At 41.0% G+C, this 16,554-nt stretch carries 17 protein-coding genes; 7 read left to right on the top strand and 10 right to left on the bottom strand.

Annotated elements, in window-relative coordinates; translation table 11 throughout:
- Positions 1-34: 34 nt before the first annotated feature.
- Positions 35-589: a hypothetical protein gene (locus ABJD64_RS00425; protein ID WP_348182068.1), complete on the top strand. Its 555-nt coding sequence runs from the start codon at positions 35-37 to the stop codon at positions 587-589.
- Between the two features lie 39 nt (positions 590-628).
- Here the strand turns inward: ABJD64_RS00425 and ABJD64_RS00420 are convergent, their stop codons facing one another.
- Positions 629-844 carry a hypothetical protein gene (locus tag ABJD64_RS00420; RefSeq protein ID WP_348182066.1) on the bottom strand — a complete coding sequence of 72 codons (216 nt, stop codon included), beginning with the start codon at positions 842-844 and terminating at the stop codon, positions 629-631.
- Positions 845-1,076: 232 nt separating this feature from the next.
- Complete coding sequence (locus ABJD64_RS00415; RefSeq protein WP_348182065.1) at positions 1,077-1,343, bottom strand: CPCC family cysteine-rich protein; 267 nt, start codon at positions 1,341-1,343, stop codon at positions 1,077-1,079.
- 533 nt (positions 1,344-1,876) lie between these two features.
- Here ABJD64_RS00415 and ABJD64_RS00410 point away from each other — a divergent pair.
- Complete coding sequence (locus ABJD64_RS00410) at positions 1,877-5,350, top strand: starch-binding protein (RefSeq protein WP_348182064.1); 3,474 nt, start codon at positions 1,877-1,879, stop codon at positions 5,348-5,350.
- Between the two features lie 111 nt (positions 5,351-5,461).
- Here ABJD64_RS00410 and ABJD64_RS00405 read toward each other — a convergent pair whose 3' ends face one another.
- The 5 genes from ABJD64_RS00405 to ABJD64_RS00385 all read right to left on the bottom strand — a co-directional run bounded on the left by ABJD64_RS00405 (position 5,462) and on the right by ABJD64_RS00385 (position 7,737).
- Entirely contained in the window at positions 5,462-5,653 is a 192-nt protein-coding gene (locus tag ABJD64_RS00405) for a hypothetical protein (RefSeq protein ID WP_348182063.1), read from the bottom strand.
- Between the two features lie 116 nt (positions 5,654-5,769).
- Positions 5,770-6,252 carry an RNase H family protein gene (locus ABJD64_RS00400; protein ID WP_348182062.1) on the bottom strand — a complete coding sequence of 161 codons (483 nt, stop codon included), beginning with the start codon at positions 6,250-6,252 and terminating at the stop codon, positions 5,770-5,772.
- Positions 6,253-6,256: 4 nt separating this feature from the next.
- On the bottom strand, positions 6,257-6,697 hold the full coding sequence (locus ABJD64_RS00395; RefSeq protein WP_348182061.1) for a hypothetical protein: 441 nt from the start codon (positions 6,695-6,697) through the stop codon (positions 6,257-6,259).
- Between the two features lie 21 nt (positions 6,698-6,718).
- Complete coding sequence (locus tag ABJD64_RS00390; protein WP_348182060.1) at positions 6,719-7,144, bottom strand: VOC family protein; 426 nt, start codon at positions 7,142-7,144, stop codon at positions 6,719-6,721.
- Between the two features lie 35 nt (positions 7,145-7,179).
- On the bottom strand, positions 7,180-7,737 hold the full coding sequence (locus ABJD64_RS00385) for a class I SAM-dependent methyltransferase (RefSeq protein ID WP_348182059.1): 558 nt from the start codon (positions 7,735-7,737) through the stop codon (positions 7,180-7,182).
- Between the two features lie 266 nt (positions 7,738-8,003).
- Between ABJD64_RS00385 and ABJD64_RS00380 the strand changes: the two genes are divergently transcribed.
- The 4 genes from ABJD64_RS00380 (at position 8,004) to ABJD64_RS00365 (ending at position 12,923) form a co-directional block, all read left to right on the top strand.
- Positions 8,004-8,372: a hypothetical protein gene (locus tag ABJD64_RS00380; RefSeq protein ID WP_348182058.1), complete on the top strand. Its 369-nt coding sequence runs from the start codon at positions 8,004-8,006 to the stop codon at positions 8,370-8,372.
- Positions 8,373-8,478: 106 nt separating this feature from the next.
- Positions 8,479-9,711 carry an alpha/beta hydrolase-fold protein gene (locus ABJD64_RS00375; RefSeq protein ID WP_348182057.1) on the top strand — a complete coding sequence of 411 codons (1,233 nt, stop codon included), beginning with the start codon at positions 8,479-8,481 and terminating at the stop codon, positions 9,709-9,711.
- 145 nt (positions 9,712-9,856) lie between these two features.
- Positions 9,857-11,845: a cation:proton antiporter gene (locus ABJD64_RS00370; protein ID WP_348182056.1), complete on the top strand. Its 1,989-nt coding sequence runs from the start codon at positions 9,857-9,859 to the stop codon at positions 11,843-11,845.
- A gap of 295 nt (positions 11,846-12,140) precedes the next feature.
- Positions 12,141-12,923 carry an SDR family oxidoreductase gene (locus ABJD64_RS00365; RefSeq protein WP_348182055.1) on the top strand — a complete coding sequence of 261 codons (783 nt, stop codon included), beginning with the start codon at positions 12,141-12,143 and terminating at the stop codon, positions 12,921-12,923.
- A 199-nt stretch (positions 12,924-13,122) separates the two neighbouring features.
- Here the strand turns inward: ABJD64_RS00365 and ABJD64_RS00360 are convergent, their stop codons facing one another.
- On the bottom strand, positions 13,123-13,290 hold the full coding sequence (locus ABJD64_RS00360; protein WP_348182054.1) for a hypothetical protein: 168 nt from the start codon (positions 13,288-13,290) through the stop codon (positions 13,123-13,125).
- Between the two features lie 120 nt (positions 13,291-13,410).
- The gene (locus tag ABJD64_RS00355; RefSeq protein ID WP_348182053.1) at positions 13,411-13,779 is read right to left on the bottom strand and encodes a VOC family protein; all 369 of its coding nucleotides are present in this window, start codon (positions 13,777-13,779) and stop codon (positions 13,411-13,413) included.
- Between the two features lie 173 nt (positions 13,780-13,952).
- On the opposite strand from ABJD64_RS00355, the gene ABJD64_RS00350 reads away from it, so the two are divergent.
- Positions 13,953-15,410 (top strand): hypothetical protein, encoded by a 1,458-nt coding sequence (locus ABJD64_RS00350; RefSeq protein ID WP_348182052.1) that lies wholly within the window; start codon positions 13,953-13,955, stop codon positions 15,408-15,410.
- A 410-nt stretch (positions 15,411-15,820) separates the two neighbouring features.
- On the opposite strand, the gene ABJD64_RS00345 is transcribed toward ABJD64_RS00350, so the two are convergent.
- Positions 15,821-16,054: a hypothetical protein gene (locus tag ABJD64_RS00345; RefSeq protein ID WP_348182051.1), complete on the bottom strand. Its 234-nt coding sequence runs from the start codon at positions 16,052-16,054 to the stop codon at positions 15,821-15,823.
- Positions 16,055-16,554: the final 500 nt, after the last annotated feature.

Genomic DNA, 16,554 nt, shown 5'->3' with positions numbered 1-16,554 from the left:
CTTAGGATGGTTTACAAATCAAATGTTGCTATCTATGAAAAGTCTAAAATCACTTCTATTGGTCATTGGAATTATTTTTACCAGCTGCATAGGTCCTCAGGGCCTTGAAGGCCTGCCCGGAAGAGATGGGCTCGATGGAATAGATGGTACCAATGGTGAAGAGTCATTTGTATTTGAATATGAATTTAGCTTCACTGCTACCGATTACAGCGTGCTTTTGAATTTGCCTACCGACTTTACCATGCTGGATTCTGATGTGATATTGGTTTATCTCTTATGGGAGATCAAGGATGACATTGAAATTTGGAGAGCCCTACCGCAAACACTTTATTTTGAAGATGGCCTTCTTCATTATAACTACGATTTTACAAAATTTGACGCCAATATATTCCTGGATGGTACCGTAAATCTAGATGGACTTGGTGCAGCCTACACAGACAACTGGGTGGCCCGTATTGTAGTGGTTCCTGGTCAGTTTGCTAGCGGAAGGACAGCCATCGATTTGTTAGATTACAATCAGGTCAGGGAATATTACGACCTTTCTCCTTCAAAATTGGCTACTGCGGAGTACGCAACCAGGCCAAATTAAGGTTTCTTAGAAACACGTGATTATTCAAAGGATGAACAGCTAGCTGTCCAAAGTCCGCTTGGACGTAACTTCCCGTATCAGAAAAGTACCAATCTGGAAGTGTTTGACGCTATAGACATAGGCATCGCGTTCAGAACCGAATGAGTCAGCTACCTGCTCGTCATGTATCACAATAAACTGCCCTTCATACTTTTCCAGGAGCATCTCCTCATTGTGGAGGAAATATTTATTTTGTTTGTCGAGCAGTTCACCCATGATGGTTGATTAGCATTTTATCTTTATTTATTATACGTTGAAACTTCTTAATCAGCCGGATTCGTACCGTGAAACCAAGGTAACCTAATTAAAATTTATCCAAATTCTCGGCATTTGTGTCAAACTCATTGTCGCCTCTGACGGAACTGGCATGGTATGGACGGTTTCAGCCTTTCACTAGGTTCATCCAGATGAGTATCCGGTTCTTTTTAATAAACGAGGCCGATGTCATCTAATACTTTACCCAATCCTCTCCTTTCGAATCCTGAGCATTAGGGGTTCGTACGTATGGAACTCTTTCTCTATCACACGCTCCGAATCCCATGTAATTGACTTGTCCTTCTGCCAAACTCACATTGTTTGCACCAGTCTCTTTTACACGATCTCTCTGATAGGGATCGTCTTCCCAAAAGCAGATGGAGCAAATTTCATATACTCGTGCTTCCGATAAGGTCTTATATCCACAACAAGGACAGGTGATTTTTCCTCTTAAACCCATTGTATCAGAAAATTTTCTTGCGAGACTTTTACCAGCATCTAAGTTAACCAAAACAACCCGGAGTATTCAGAACTATTGTGGCTGTCGCTCCTGCGCCGCAGCGATGATAAACTTAATCAGAAAGTAAAATTGGTCGAGATATCCTTGAGACTAACAGGCCGTGTGATACTAATTCACATGATAGGCAAGATCTGAACAACGATCTTGTAATAAAATCGGACCCAGAGCCCTTACGCAGCGTACCACTTTCATTTGATACCGTGCATTTTTTTTGACAAACCCTTTTTATTCCTGCGGCTCATATCTCACAAATTGTTGGCTCATTGTTTGTAAACAATTGATTAACAATAAGTTATTTATGAATTAAAGGTGTCAAATTATAAACTAAGGTAAAGGAGCACGGCGTATTTCTCCCGTTTTATAAAGTGAAGCGATTCTGAACGGCGGGGTCTCTACTTTGTGCAGATGTTTTGAGCAATTAATCCAGAGGTGGAAAACTAGCTCAAGTATATCAACGATCAAAAACAAACTACATGAAAACAATCTACCTAACGGCATGCCTCATGGCAAGCATTTATTTGCTTCCAATGGCAGCGCATGCCCAGCAAGACTTTCGGGAAGAAAGCATCTATTTTTTATTGACCACTCGTTTTTTTGATGGTGACCCATCTAATAATGTTCCCAACGAGTGGAGTTCGTATCACCCTGACCCAAATGTAAATCCTAATATCACGGACCCCAATGATGTGACCTGGAGAGGAGATTTCAAGGGGCTGATTCAAAAACTGGACTACATTCAGGATCTCGGCTTTACCGCAATATGGATAACGCCAATTGTCCAAAACTGGAGCCCTCTGGATTATCACGGCTATCATGCCTATGATTTCACGAAAGTGGATCCCAGGCTGGAATCTCCGGGAGCCACTTTTCAGGATCTGATCGATGCAGTACATGCCCGAGGCATGAAAATAGTCCTAGACATAGTCACCAACCATTCAGGAAGATTTGGAGTGAAGGGATTGGCAGAGATCAAATACAACACGGACCCTTCCCAACCCTGGGGACAAGACAGCAATGGGAATCCATTGCAACCCAACCCTGACTGGGAATATGACGGCCTGACACCGAATCCGGACGATGGTAAAATATGGAGTAGAGCCAATCTTCCGAATTTGCCTCCACCCTATAGCAATGACTTGTCCGCATACAACTGGCCATCGACGCAGTCTTACGTTGACAACACTTCCATCGATTGGTATCACCATTCGGGCAACGGATTTGCTCAAGGATGGGATGACACTGAAAACCTGTACAACCGTGCCCTGGCTGGCGATACGCCTGATTTTAACACGGGAAGCCAAGTGCTGCGTGACTATCTCGTAGCCGCTTATACCACTTTCATTAATATGGGTGTGGATGCCTTCAGATGGGACACCATGAAACACATGAGTAAGGAAGATGTGCTCTATTTCAAAGACGCTTTTCACGCAGTCAATCCTGATCTTTTCATATTTGGTGAGGTGGCCCAATTGAGGCATGAATTGCACAATGTAGAAGAAATAAATCCGCACTGGTATACCTGGAGAGGGGAAGTGAATAATTCGGAAGACTCCGAGATTGCCATACTGGATTTCTACGCAGAAGCCACTTTTCACAATATTTTTGAAGAAGGGCAAGGTTTTTCCGGGGTGACTGCTGCCGCCAGATATGATCATTTGTACGCTGACCCTTCTACCAACCTGCTCTGGTTGGACAATCACGATTTTGGTCCAAACAATGATTGGAATCGAAGATACGGCGGCTCCGAAGAGAACCTGGCGGCATGCATGAATTTCATGTTCACCTGGCGTGGAATACCGGTGGTATATTACGGCACTGAAATCCAGTTCATGAAAGGTGAGTATGCGGATATTCATGATGCATCGGGCATCGAAAAATCAATTAATTTGACCGGCAGGGCCTATTATGGAGATCAATTTGCCGATGCTCCAAATCACACCCTCTATCAGCATCTCAAAAAACTGAATGCCATGAGACGTGAGATACCAGCACTACAAAAAGGATCCTGGAGGTGGGACGGCAATCACGGAGGAAATGCTATCGGATATGTAAGAAAACACAACGATAGCGAAGTGGCCGTAGGCCTATCTAAGGATGGTGGATCTAATTTCACATTCAACGGAATGACTAACGGCATATACAGAGATGCGGTAACCGGGGCAGAAATTAGTGTAAACAATGGATCGATCAGCTTTTTCGTTGAGTCTGGCTCAGCAGGATTGTATGTATTGAATGGTCCTGGTATGATCGGTGGCAATGGATCCGGTTTTTTCCAACCCGGTGTAGGAGGAGGTAATCCGGTGGTAACAATAAGTCCGGATGCCGGTGTGTATTCGAACCCGGTAAGTGTGGCACTATCTGCCAGTTCGCAAAACGACCCTACCACCATCTACTTTACCACCGATGGCAGCAATCCTAATACCGGTAGTACGAGTTACGCAGATCCCATTACCATTTCCACATCTTCTACGCTAAAGGCCCTGGCGGTAGATGCACAAGGCAATCATTCCAATATAGTTTCAGCCGCTTATACAATCGGTGATGTGGGTGGTTTTTCTGTCTACTACAAACAAACCAGTGGTGCCAATTCTACCAACATACACCATTGGAATTCTCAACCTGCCGGTTCGCTTGCTGAAAGTAGCTGGCCTGGCCCATTTATGGTAGCCGAAGGCGACGATTGGTATCGTTTTGATTTTGTAGGTGTCGCGAGCAGCAACTTGCTGTTCAATGATAATGGTGGTTCTAAAACTGCCGATCTCTTCAGAGACAAAGACGGATGGTTTGAAAATGGTAGTTGGTCTGACACAGATCCAAGAATCACGGTTAACCAACCTCCTGCATTAAGTATGAGCCCAGGCGGTGGTAGTTTCATTATTGGCGATGTAGTCAGCGTAGAAGTCATCGCTTCAGATGATACGGACCCAAATCCCGCCATTTATTATACCTTGGATGGAAGCATGCCTTCGGCTGGCTCAGCCGTCTATTCAGATCCCATTACGATTTCGCATGATGCTACGCTAAAGGTAATTGCCATCGATAATCAAAATGCGGCATCGGAAATACAAACAGGCGTATTCAATTTCAACCCTGCTCCCTCCGGCCTTACCGTACATTTCAAACCAGAAGGTTATTCAAACCCTTCCATGTACTATTGGAATGTGACTCCTTCCGGACAAACCATCGGATGGCCAGGTATAACTATGACCGATGAGGGTGATGGCTGGTATGCGCATACACTATTGGGTGCGGACTGTTCAAATATCATTTTCAGCAACAATGGTAGTTCGCAAACTGCCGATTTGAACCGATGTGGTGAAGGATGGTATGAAGGCGGAATTTGGTATGACGAAAAACCCCAACCGTCCGCCGGTCTGACCATTCATTTCAAAAAACCAACCAGTTGGAACGGAGCTAACATGCACTACTGGAATGTCACGCCTTCCGGTGCCGGTAGTTCGAACTGGCCGGGACCAGTCATGATTGACGATGGTGGTGGATGGTATAGCTATACTTTGCCGGAAGCCACTTGTACCAATCTTGTATTTAACGATAGTGGGAGTAGTCAGACTGCTGACTTATACAGATGCGGAGAAGGATGGTATGACAATGACTGGTCGAATGCATCGTCCAGAAACTTGCGTAAAGAAGATGTGCTGAACTCCATTTCAGAAGATGGTTCGCACACAGCATGGAGCGTGTATCCAAACCCCTCTAACGGAGCCGATGTGAAGGTACAATTCTATTTAAAACAACGGGAAAGTGTATCGTTCAAACTCATTGACCTAAGTGGAATGATCGTAGATCAATATAAATTGGGCATACCCGCAGAAGGACATCATCAGTTTTCAATAGATACAGAAAAAATAAATACCGGTATCTATATTTTGCAATGGTCGAGCGAAAACCTGATGTTGAGAAAACGAATCATCATAAACAAAAGATAAAATCCAATTTTCAGTCAATAGCTACCTGTTTCTCTGCAGGTGGCTATTTTTCTCCTCATTGAAAGTCAACTGAGGATAAATACAGGGATTCTAAAGCTTGTATGCTGGATATTATGAAATTTCATAGGCTTTCAGCTTTACCCGCGAACCGAACTTATCTCTAGCGATTCTGAGAAGTGCTGACAACATATGCTTTCTTGATTTTGATTCTATGATATGATCTACAAAAAATGCGAAAAACTTATTGTTTCTAATCCTATAGGCCACTTTAATTTCAGGCCCCTCTGCTTTCTTTATTTCCATACTTATTTCTATTATAGTATGGATATAACGTTGTGAGATCAAGAATGTTGGAAGTCTAGGGATGTAAAAGTTACAGTAAATATGGATTGCCGGGTTCAGGTGGACTATCCTGAAAGTCATTTATTCGTTTCTCTCAATGCTTTTCTTGAGGCTCGATCAACCCGTGCAAATAACTTGTCAATATCTCCTTTTTGGCTGGATGACAGGTGCCCCTTTACTTTTATCAATTGACAATCCATTCGGTCCATTATTTTAAATAACTCACGATACAGCTCATGATTGTTGAGGAGCTCATTTCTTCTGGAATGGTAATCATTTTTTTCGAGTTGATCGCGTCTAGCGGGCAATCCAATGATGTTTTGAGAATCAGTATATACAATTACCTTTTTGCCAGCTGGTCGAATTTCGGTTAAGGCCCAAATTAATGTTTGAAGTTCCAATTTCGTTGAAGACGTGTCTTCAAATCTTTTCACTTTTACCTGAACTCCCTTTGGATCAATTGGCAGTTCATCTTCGTCTACAAACATGTAAGCCCCATATCCTATTTTAAGTAGTGCATCCACACTTCCATCGGTGAACAGCATTTTTGGATTGGTCATATTATCAAATTCTAATGACCTTCTTTACCAGAAATATCTCAAAAATTAGCAATCCCAATATAGGAATAGCCCACAAGACAAGTGAGTAATTAATTTGACTTGAAATTTCCTGACTCTTAGTTGGGTGAAAGATGGAGCTTACGGCCAGAACGGAAAAGGATACAGATGCAAAATACACCAATGAAATTATGATCAATATATTGGTTACGACAATTGGCCAAAGAGTTTGTTTTGATTTGAATCCCTTAAAAAATCCATTGATTAAGAAATACAAAAATGACAAATAAATCCAGAACACTATTCCTAGTACTATCGGACTTACGACAATATAAGCGTCATGAACGCTAACTTGAAAACCTTGTGTATATTCAAAATTGATCAACATTCCTATTGCAATCATTGTGGCAATCAACAAGGCTATCGCTTTCAGCAGTATGCTCTTCATTTTATCTAATTTGTGAGACTTCTATTTATTTATTCGCTTAGCTATCGGATGATCAGCATTTAGCTCCAACAAATCCCATAGATTTCCATACAAATCTTTGAACACAGCAACTATTCCATAATCGGCTTCTTTGGGCTCTCTTACGAACTCAATTCCTTTCGAAACCATGTTATTATAATCTCTCCAAAAATCATCTGTATTTAGGAAGAGAAACACTCGGCCACCGGCTTGATTCCCAACAAACTCTTCTTGTAAGGGCTTAGATGCTCGTGCAAGCAATATGGTAGTTCCTACCGATCCAGGTGGTGATACCACCACCCATCGTTTGTCTTGCTCAGGTTGATAAGTATCTTCTATCAATTCAAAATTCAATTTTTTGGTGTAAAATGCGATGGCTTCATCGTAGTCTTTGACCACCAATGCGATGTGAACTATGGATTGTTTCATTGTTTATTATTTTCTTTGATTAAGACAGTCAAACGTCATTTCGAAAAGACATAACCATCGTAAAACCCTGAATCCAATTCAAAGGTGGAATGTTTTACCAATTTCATTTCCCATTTTATATCTATCAGCTCGTTAGGCATCAAACAAAACTCTTTTTTGAATTTCCCTGCTTCCACTTGTTTCCAATTGTGTGTGCATATCAACAATACCCCACCTTCATTTAAAAGCTTGGGCAGCATTAATAAAATCTCTTGTGAAGGCTTGTACATATTGATAATTATGTTGTCACAAGGGCCGAGATTTTCCAGCTTGAGTTCATTGGTCAAATCAACTTCCAGAGTTCTGATTACAACATGACTTTCTTTGGCTGAAACTTTCAGCCGGAGCAGCCCTATATCAGAAATATCTGCACCAGTCACCTCAAATCCCATTTTCGCCAACCATATAGAATTGCGACCGGTACCACATGCAAAATCCAATACACTTCCTTCTTTTAGAAGCGCAACTTGATCCACAAGAAATTGGTCGGGCTCTGTCGAAAAAGAAGATTTAGAGCTGTATTTGGTATTCCATTTTTCTTTTGAATCTGGCATATAAAGTTCATTATATCAAAATCACCGTACTTTCGAAGAAGGCATGTTGAAGATAACTTTTATCTGCCTTTAGCCAAGCTACAAACAACAGATTTTTTCGGCGATTCCGCATGTTCAGGAGCCATATTTTTATTTTTTAGCAGCGGTTTTACTTAGGATAGCTCAACCATCAAAAGAGACCACTTATGAAAATCTTAAAATCACTCCCGTTTATTGTTGGAGTATTCTAGCTAGTTGTCTGGATCCTGAAGGTATACCCGGAAGTGATGGAACAAATGGTGAAGAGTCTTTTGTATTCGGATGTGATGATGGTGTACTTTTTATGGGAGATTAAGGATGACGTAGAAATTTGGAGAGCGCTACCTCAAACGCTCAATTTTGATGATGGCATCTTGCACTACAACTATGATTTTATAAAATTCGATGCAAATGTCTTTCTGGACGGTACGGCGATGCTCGATGGACTAGGAGCGGCCTACGCGGATAACTGGGTGACTCGTATTGTAGTAGTTCCCGGTCAATTTACGAATGCAAGAACAGTGATCGACCTTTCGGATTACAATCAAGTAAAAGAATACTACAATCTCTCCCCTTCTAAATTGGCAACTGAAACTTATCCTTCCCGACCAGAATAATAGCTGCTATTCTGGTATCAACTGGTTTTGTTAAGCTTTTGTTAAGCTAGAAGAAAGAGAATCATCCGGGGTTTGAATGGCTTAAATTGCCAAAATAATTTACCCCATGAAAGCATATATATTAACCCTTCTATTGTCTGTCAATTCTCTTCATCTCCTTTGGTCACAGCCGTTTCTTGGTCAAACCAAAAATATTCAATCTGAATCGCTGGCAAGTGATCAACAAATTCAAGTCTACCTACCCGACAATTATGAAAAAGGAGATAAAAAGTATCCGGTGCTTTACATCCTTGATGGTCAGTGGTTTTATCTTAATGGGATAGCCATTCAGAAAACCTTAAGAGGGGAAAATGTACTTCCAGAGATGATTATAGTGGGTGTAGATATGAAAAGCCGTCAGGTTCATGACAGCATTCTCAATAATAAGTGGGATGAATATGCCTCTTTTATCAAGAAAGAACTGGTGAGCTATGTTGATCAGACCTATAGAACTAATCAGGATAGGGTACTATTTGGCTGGGAAAATAGCGCATTTTTAGCTTCGGAGTTGATCATTCGCGAATCATCACCATTTACCGGCGCTATAGTCTCCAATGGAGGATCAATGGACGAAAAAATGGTTGAATCGTTTAATAAATATTCGAACGATCAAAAACCCAAATATCTATTTATGGCCAATTCAGATAAGGACATTTATACCGTTCGATATTCAAACAATTTTGCTAAAGATCTCACTGAGCAAAATTTTGCAAATCTCACATGGGAGTATAGAAAGTTCAATGAAGAAACCCATGAGTCCCTGCCTTATTTGTCGATGTATCATGGACTAAGGTTCTACTATCACAATTATGGTTCTATAGTCTATGCCAGTATCGATGATTTTCACCAAAAAGGTGGAATCCCTTATCTCAGGGAATATTTCCGACAAAGAGGTGAACGGTTCGATCAGGACACTGAAATTGACAATTCCACCAAAAACACCCTCATCTGGATGGCCTGGAAGGAAGATAACTTCTCTTCCTTCGATCTTTTCATGAAAGAATTTGCTGATGTGCTGGACACCAAACGCTATGCCTCTGCCTATTGGCAAAATCGATTGGCTCAGTTCTATCTGAAATATGGTGATGTGGTAAATGCTATTACGTATTTTAATAGAGGTATCCAGAAGTATCCCGATCCAAAATATTTGGCAAAAATGCACGCCGGACTGGGTGAGGCGTATCGCAGTAAAGGTGACCGAAAACTAGCAGTGAAAAATTTTAAAATGGCTGTATCATACGCTACCCAAAACAACGATCCAAAACTCGCCGATTATGAGTCTCTATTGAGTAAAAAGTAGCGACAATTCATAGTTGCCCTTTTGGCTCAATCTTGCGAATAAATTCATTCGTTTTGTGAGACTAAGTGGCCTGTTACGATGTAAGTTTTGAATGAAACAACGATTCCCGAAAGTTCAGTAGCGAAATAACTAACTTGAACATCGGATGCATTTACCATTGATACCAGATATCGTAATCATTTTAGGGTCTTCAGTTCTGATTATCCTGTTGTTTCAAAAGGTCAAATTACCTCCTATCATTGGTTTTCTGGTCACAGGTGTGGTGGTCGGCCCCTATGGTCTGAGCCTGATCGAAGCCAGACGTGAAGTTGAGCTTTTATCTGAAATTGGAGTGATATTCCTTTTGTTTGTCATTGGTATTGAGTTTTCCCTCAAAAGACTCGCAACTATTAAAAAAGCCGTCTTACTGGGAGGTGTCATTCAGGTCGGATTGACCACATTAGTTACAGCGCTGGCCTCTCATTTTATTGGACTAAGCTGGCCACAAGCTGTCTTTATTGGTTTTCTTTTTTCTTTGAGCAGTACGGCCATTGTATTAAATCTCTTACAGGCCAATGGAGAAATTACAGCTCCTCACGGATTGCTTTCCGTCGCGATACTAATCTTCCAGGACATTATTGTGGTACCCATGATGTTGTTCGTTCCTATATTGGCTGGCCAGTCGGATAACACATTAATGACTCTGGCACTCTTACTGGTTAAAGTGGTTGGGCTGGTGCTATTAATCATTGTATTGGCGAATTATGTGGTTCCATTTATTTTCAGACAGGTGGTACAAACCAGGAGTCGTGAATTATTCATTCTTACCACTATCGTTATTTGTTTTGCAACAGCCTGGCTAACCTCTTCAATCGGTCTTTCTCTGGCCTTAGGAGCTTTTTTTGCTGGCATGATTATTTCCGAATCGGATTACAGCCATCAGGCTACCGCCAATATTCTTCCTTTCCGCGAGATTTTCATCAGCTTCTTCTTTGTTTCCATTGGGATGCTGCTTGATATCCAATTCCTTTTAAATAATTTTCTCCAGGTGCTTCTTATGACCTTTGCTGTTATAGTAACTAAATCTGGTGTGATTGGAATTGCAGTGATTGCACTACGATATCCTTTGCGTACAGTTATTCTTACGGCGCTAAGTATTTTCCAGATTGGTGAGTTTGCTTTTATATTGGCTAATACCGGCATGCAATACAGCTTGTTGCCAGAGACTATTTATCAATATTTTCTTGCGACCTCAATCATGTCGATGGCCTTGACCCCTGTACTTTTCAAGTTTGCACATCAGCTGACTGATTTGCTGGTAAAGGTACCCGGAGCTAAGCACCTGGAGCCAAAAACCATGGCTCACAACCAGGGTACATCACCGTCGAAAGAGTTAAGTGACCATCTCGTCATAATTGGATATGGCATCAATGGGAAAAACCTGGCTCGAGCTGCTGACAATACTGACATCCCGCACGTCATAGTAGAGCTCAATGCCGAAACGGTAAGAAAGGCTAAGGCGGACGGCGAACACATTTATTTTGGTGATGCTACGGAAGAAACTATTCTCACGCACCTGTTTGTACATAAAGCACGTGTGGTTGTAATTGCTATATCTGATCCCAGGGCGACAAAAAAGATTGTTTCCCAAATTCGAACGCTCTCTAAAACGGTTTATATTATTGTAAGGACACGATTTGTAACAGAGATCGAAGAAAATTTACAAGTAGGAGCAGATGAAGTGATACCTGAGGAGTTTGAAACCTCTGTAGAAATATTTTCCAAGGTGCTTCTGAAGTATCTCATTCCTATCCAGCAAATTCAGGAGTTCACAGACCTCATAAGGTCTCAGAACTACGATATGTTCCGAAATGCCGGACATCTGGCTGCTCGTCAAAAGGGAGTACATTTGGATATTCCTGATGCGACCTTCGTGAGTCTGCCGGTTATTCAAAGTGCCAACAAAATAGTGGGAAAGACCTTGCGCAAGTCCAATTTGAGAGAAAATTTTGATATCAATGTGATTGCCATTAAGAGAGAAGATAAATTCATTTCCAAAATCAAGCCAGATGAGGTGATTTCTCAAGGGGACATTCTCTATGTATTTGGTACGAATGAAGCAGTTAGCGCATTGAGCGAGCATCTATGCCTATAGCTGAAAAGGTCGTCTTTTTGTACTGGTGACAGATGTCCTTTCACTTTATCAATTCGCAATCCAGTTGATCTAGTATTTTATAAAACTCGCGACACAGCTCATGATGAGTGAGGAGCTTATTTTTCGCGAAACGGTAATTATTTTATTCCAAGTGATTCTCCTTCCATATCCTTTCCCAAAAATACTAATTGCATTATGCAACTAGTTTAAATCAAATTCGTACTGGTTGCATATTACAATCAGTTCTTGAAAACTCAGAACTGAATCTGATTATTTAACCTTTTAATTAAACAAAATGAAGAATCGATTACTTGAAAACAAAACAGCTGTAGTATTTGGTGCTGCTGGCAATTTAGGAAAACAAGTCGCCTTGTCTTTTATTGACCACGGTGCCAAAACGTATTTATCTGATGTGAATATTTCCAAAATTTCGGATATAGCCGATGCCGCAAGCATTGAAAAAGTAGATGCTCTGGATGAAGGTGCCATTGCTTCCTACATGCAATCAATAGCTGAAAAGGAGCAAACCATTGACATTGTGATCAACTTGAGTGGCTCTAATCCTGCCGCATACAATCACGGTAAACCAGCCGTCGATGTATCTATGGAGCAATTGCTTATTCCTATGAAAACAGCCACGGCCACACAATTTATCACTGCTAAGGCTGCCTACAGGTTTATGTCTGCACAGAAAAGCGGTGTCATTTTATTCATCACATCTACGCTGTCGAAGATAGCCCCTGCCTGGACAACGGCTTTGACGGCCTCTCATGCGGCTACCGAAGCATTGACTATGACGCTGGCCAATGAATGGAGCCCGGAAGGCATACGGGTTGTCTGTATCCGATCCGAAGCCATGACCGAATCGCCTACTATCGATTACACGTTTGGAACGATGGGAGCGAACATAGGCCTTTCCCGGCAGGAAATGCAAGCCACAGTGGAGGAGAAAGTTCCGCTTCGCAGGTTAACTCAAGGTTCCGAAACCGCGAAGGTGGCGGTAATGGCGGCGTCTGACCTCGCTGAATTCATGACCGGTACTGTTTTGAATCATTCAGGTGGGCATGTTTTACAGTAATCTATAACTGGATGATATCGCAAGTATCATTGGCGCTTGCGATATCATTTGACCAATAAGGACATCCACTCTTTTTACTTGCCTGGTCATTAACTGACTTTTGGGAAAAGTTGGGTATCGAAAAAGAAACACTGACGTTTTATTTTGCGTTGAGCGATATCAAACAAGGAATACTGGCTTTTACCTGCAATACTACCTCCTATCGTGACACAGGTGTAACAGCATTTTCCACTCCAATGAGGTCAATTGAATGGACCTGAAATTCCACTCCCATTTTCATTAGTTCGGCAATTCTCCCACTGTCATTTGGGGATTGCTTCAGGTTCTTTGATGGTTTTCCTTTTAGAAAGTCCAATATATTGGACACAGGTGTGCTGTTGGAAAATTTTACATTTTCATTTTCAATTGATAATCAAATAGTTAAGGAGTATTAGTAGAAAATCAGGCAGGAAGAAGCACTGTACTATTTCCTGCCTGAGATGTGGGTTTACATATTGTGCAGGGCCATTCTGTTGCCTTCTGAGTCTTTGAAGATGGCCATGTCGCCTCCAGGCGAGGCTGTTTTGGGCATAAGAATTTCACCGCCGGCCGGAACAACTTTGTCAAGAATGACTTGCAGATCATCGCCTCCGTTTAGGTAAACCATGAGTCCGTTGTCTGATGGTTGGATATCAGGGTTGGAGCTGATGTGGCCCCCGACTCCTTCGCCTTGTGAGAAATTGGGTAACATGCCCATCAGCATTTCACCACCCATATCAGTTACCTGCACTTCTCCATCCAAAATTTGACTGTAAAACTTACAAGCCCTATCGAAATTTTTTGATGGTATCTCAAACCAGTTGATTGAATTTGCCATAGTATTATTTTTTTGAACAACTAAAATTATTTGATACAAACATATCCTTCTGATAGAATTTAATAAAGTCAATAATTTCAATTTATTAATATTCAAATTTTTATATAAAGTGATTTAAAACTTAATCAGCAGATATAAATCTAATTTTGTATTAGATTTTATTAAATTTCATCATGCAAAAGAAAGCCAACTTATTCAAGTTGATTAAGTCACTCAGTCAAACCGAAAAACGATACTTCAAGTTGTTTTGTGGACTCCAAAAAGGGAATTCCAACTACCTGAAGTTATTTGAGATTATTGAAAATCTGGAGGAATATAGCGAAGCCAAAGTGTTGGAACCGACCCAGGGCGAGACTTTTCATTCCCATTTGGCTGTCACTAAGAGTTATCTACAGCAACTCATACTCAAAAGCCTGAGAAATTATCACGAAAAGATTTCCAAGGACGCAGAAATTGGAAACCTATTGCTCAATGCAGAGATTCTTTTCAGCAAGGAGCTGTTTGATCATTGCCTGAATCATTTGGCTAAGGCCGAGGTGTTAGCAAAAAAGACGGAAAATTTCACAGCTTTGGTCAGTATATATGAATGGCAGCGTCGCGTTTTTACCACAAGGTTCGGCCCAAACCATGACCAGTTTAAAGAAACGGTACAAAAACAAGGGACAACGATCAATGAAGTGCAAAAGATCAACAACTACTGGGATTTGCTAGCAGACGTCTCTAGTTTTCGGTTTCAGCCAGACAACGAGAAGGATTTGATGAATCATGCGTTGATCATTGAAAATAATCCGGAAACGCTGACAGCTAAAATTTTACATAACCATGTGCTGTACGGCTACTTTTTAATCAATTCGCAACCAGATGACGCCGAGGAACGCATCAGTGACATTATCTCATTATTGGAAACTCATCCGGATAAAATCATAGAAGAGCCAGGCGTTTATGCTACCTCTTTGGGTAATAAAGCTTCTCTATTGCTTTTCCAGAAAAGATGGCAGGAGGCCATTAAGTTGTTGGCTCAAATCAGAAATATTCCGGTCACCTATAAGCTTAAAAGAAACAACAAGTTCTCCGTCCGAACGGTATGCAGATCTTACAACCTGGAGCTCGAGGTATACCGGGATAAAAAAGAAGCCAAATTAGGCTGTGAGCTGATCAAGGAAGTTCAGGTCTATATGGACCAAAATCAGTCCGCCATCCCGGAAGATTACAGGGTTCTTTTTTGGTACCAGTTCGCCAATATTTATTTCTTAAATGCAGAATATTCCCAAGCGCTTCAATGGGTCAATCAGTTGATGGATTACAAGAAGGAATCCTGGTCGGCCCTGGCCTCTTATGCCAGGATACTCCACCTGATGATTCACTTCGAGCTGGGCAATCTTGTATTCATTAAATATGCACTAGAAAGTCATAAGAGATACTTCAAAAAGAATAAGCGCTATACCTCTTTTGAGAAAATATGCCTGAATTTTTTCCACAGCATCTCTGACACTCCTGAATCCGAACAAAAACAAGCATTCCAAAGACTACTCAATCAACTGTTTGTTGAAAACAAAGAAACGATCAGCAACAGTGCCTTAGATGCCATTGATATCAGGTTTTGGATTGAGCAAAAGCTGGAGGTGGTTTGATCCGTCAACTTTTTTCAGGACGCCACAAAAAACGCGTTTGTGTCATGGGAAAATGCATTTGTGTCACTAGAAAGTGTGATTGTATCGCTTGGAAACGTGATTGTACCGCTAAGAAATGTATTTGTACCACGAGAAAATGCGATAGTACTATAGAAAAATGCATGGGGACCATTACAGTCTAAACGGACTGAGAGGATAGAGGAGCAGGAAGAGGCAAATTCAAAGATTTTTGAGAATTAACTAGTGAAGAAACAATGACTGCTCAAATGCCATGCTTCTTCCGCGCTTGTGAGTGAAAACACTAACAAGCACTCGGTCCCAACCGGCGCAAGTTTGCAACTTGTGCCAGTTTTTCTTATTTTATTCTTGGTCCAGTTGGGCTCAAACGGAGGACCAGCGGGATTCTAAGCCTAGTGGGTTTGACAAATTTTTAAAGCTTCTTCTAACTCTTTGATTCTATCTGAATACTCGTAATTTTTTACCTCTAATTTCTGATAAATTTCTAATTCTTTATCACGCCTTTTTCTTCGTTCATCCAATTTAGACTTCACATCTTCAAGTTCTCTTGATTGATCTCTCTGTTTAACCCAAAACAATATTGATAAAAAAATTAGAATAGAAAATAAAGCTAAAAATGCTTTCATACATTGTTTTTTCATAAGACTAATTTTTAGTTAATACAATTTTATTTTTTATTCAGGTAAAATCAAGTAAGTACTATCATCAAAAGGCTCTTCTGATTTAGACTTACCATCCATTAATAAGTTTGATCTTATGTCTGTTTCAACCTTCCTATTACCATAAGAACGCCCCTCTAGGTGTAGTTGCAAGCTAGGCCTCAATATCAATCAGCCAGGCCAAAATAAAAAGGTGTAGATACAATATACACCTAGTAACAGGAATTTATTTTATTCTACGCCTAGAGGGGGATGAAGTATTTCACCACCTTAGCACACATTGCACGTGTTACGCCGAAAAAGCTAAATGTGAGCCAGCTGGTTTCTGTATTAAAAATCCCATTTACCACAAACGCGTTGCAAACGCGCCCGATCGGTTTCTATGGGCACAAGTTGCAAACTTGCGCCAGATGTGGGGAGGGGTACCTCCGAGGTACCCCTCTAGTTGCAGTATTGTAGGGTAAAAT

This window comes from Reichenbachiella sp., from assembly GCF_039944555.1.
Taxonomy (GTDB): domain Bacteria; phylum Bacteroidota; class Bacteroidia; order Cytophagales; family Cyclobacteriaceae; genus Reichenbachiella.
The sequence above is the reverse complement of the archived record's forward strand: the minus strand, read 5'-3'. Positions and strand labels throughout refer to the sequence as shown.

Excerpts from the sequence above, each read along its gene's own strand:
- ABJD64_RS00370 (WP_348182056.1), top strand. The coding sequence starts at position 9,857 with ATGCATTTACCATTGATACCAGATATCGTAATCATTTTAGGGTCTTCA.
- ABJD64_RS00415 (WP_348182065.1), bottom strand. The coding sequence starts at position 1,343 with ATGGGTTTAAGAGGAAAAATCACCTGTCCTTGTTGTGGATATAAGACC.
- ABJD64_RS00365 (WP_348182055.1), top strand. The coding sequence starts at position 12,141 with ATGAAGAATCGATTACTTGAAAACAAAACAGCTGTAGTATTTGGTGCT.
- ABJD64_RS00385 (WP_348182059.1), bottom strand. The coding sequence starts at position 7,737 with ATGCCAGATTCAAAAGAAAAATGGAATACCAAATACAGCTCTAAATCT.
- ABJD64_RS00350 (WP_348182052.1), top strand. The coding sequence starts at position 13,953 with ATGCAAAAGAAAGCCAACTTATTCAAGTTGATTAAGTCACTCAGTCAA.
- ABJD64_RS00390 (WP_348182060.1), bottom strand. The coding sequence starts at position 7,144 with ATGAAACAATCCATAGTTCACATCGCATTGGTGGTCAAAGACTACGAT.
- ABJD64_RS00400 (WP_348182062.1), bottom strand. The coding sequence starts at position 6,252 with ATGACCAATCCAAAAATGCTGTTCACCGATGGAAGTGTGGATGCACTA.
- ABJD64_RS00380 (WP_348182058.1), top strand. The coding sequence starts at position 8,004 with ATGGAACAAATGGTGAAGAGTCTTTTGTATTCGGATGTGATGATGGTG.
- ABJD64_RS00425 (WP_348182068.1), top strand. The coding sequence starts at position 35 with ATGAAAAGTCTAAAATCACTTCTATTGGTCATTGGAATTATTTTTACC.
- ABJD64_RS00345 (WP_348182051.1), bottom strand. The coding sequence starts at position 16,054 with ATGAAAGCATTTTTAGCTTTATTTTCTATTCTAATTTTTTTATCAATA.
- ABJD64_RS00355 (WP_348182053.1), bottom strand. The coding sequence starts at position 13,779 with ATGGCAAATTCAATCAACTGGTTTGAGATACCATCAAAAAATTTCGAT.
- ABJD64_RS00375 (WP_348182057.1), top strand. The coding sequence starts at position 8,479 with ATGAAAGCATATATATTAACCCTTCTATTGTCTGTCAATTCTCTTCAT.
- ABJD64_RS00410 (WP_348182064.1), top strand. The coding sequence starts at position 1,877 with ATGAAAACAATCTACCTAACGGCATGCCTCATGGCAAGCATTTATTTG.
- ABJD64_RS00420 (WP_348182066.1), bottom strand. The coding sequence starts at position 844 with ATGGGTGAACTGCTCGACAAACAAAATAAATATTTCCTCCACAATGAG.
- ABJD64_RS00395 (WP_348182061.1), bottom strand. The coding sequence starts at position 6,697 with ATGAAGAGCATACTGCTGAAAGCGATAGCCTTGTTGATTGCCACAATG.
- ABJD64_RS00405 (WP_348182063.1), bottom strand. The coding sequence starts at position 5,653 with ATGGAAATAAAGAAAGCAGAGGGGCCTGAAATTAAAGTGGCCTATAGG.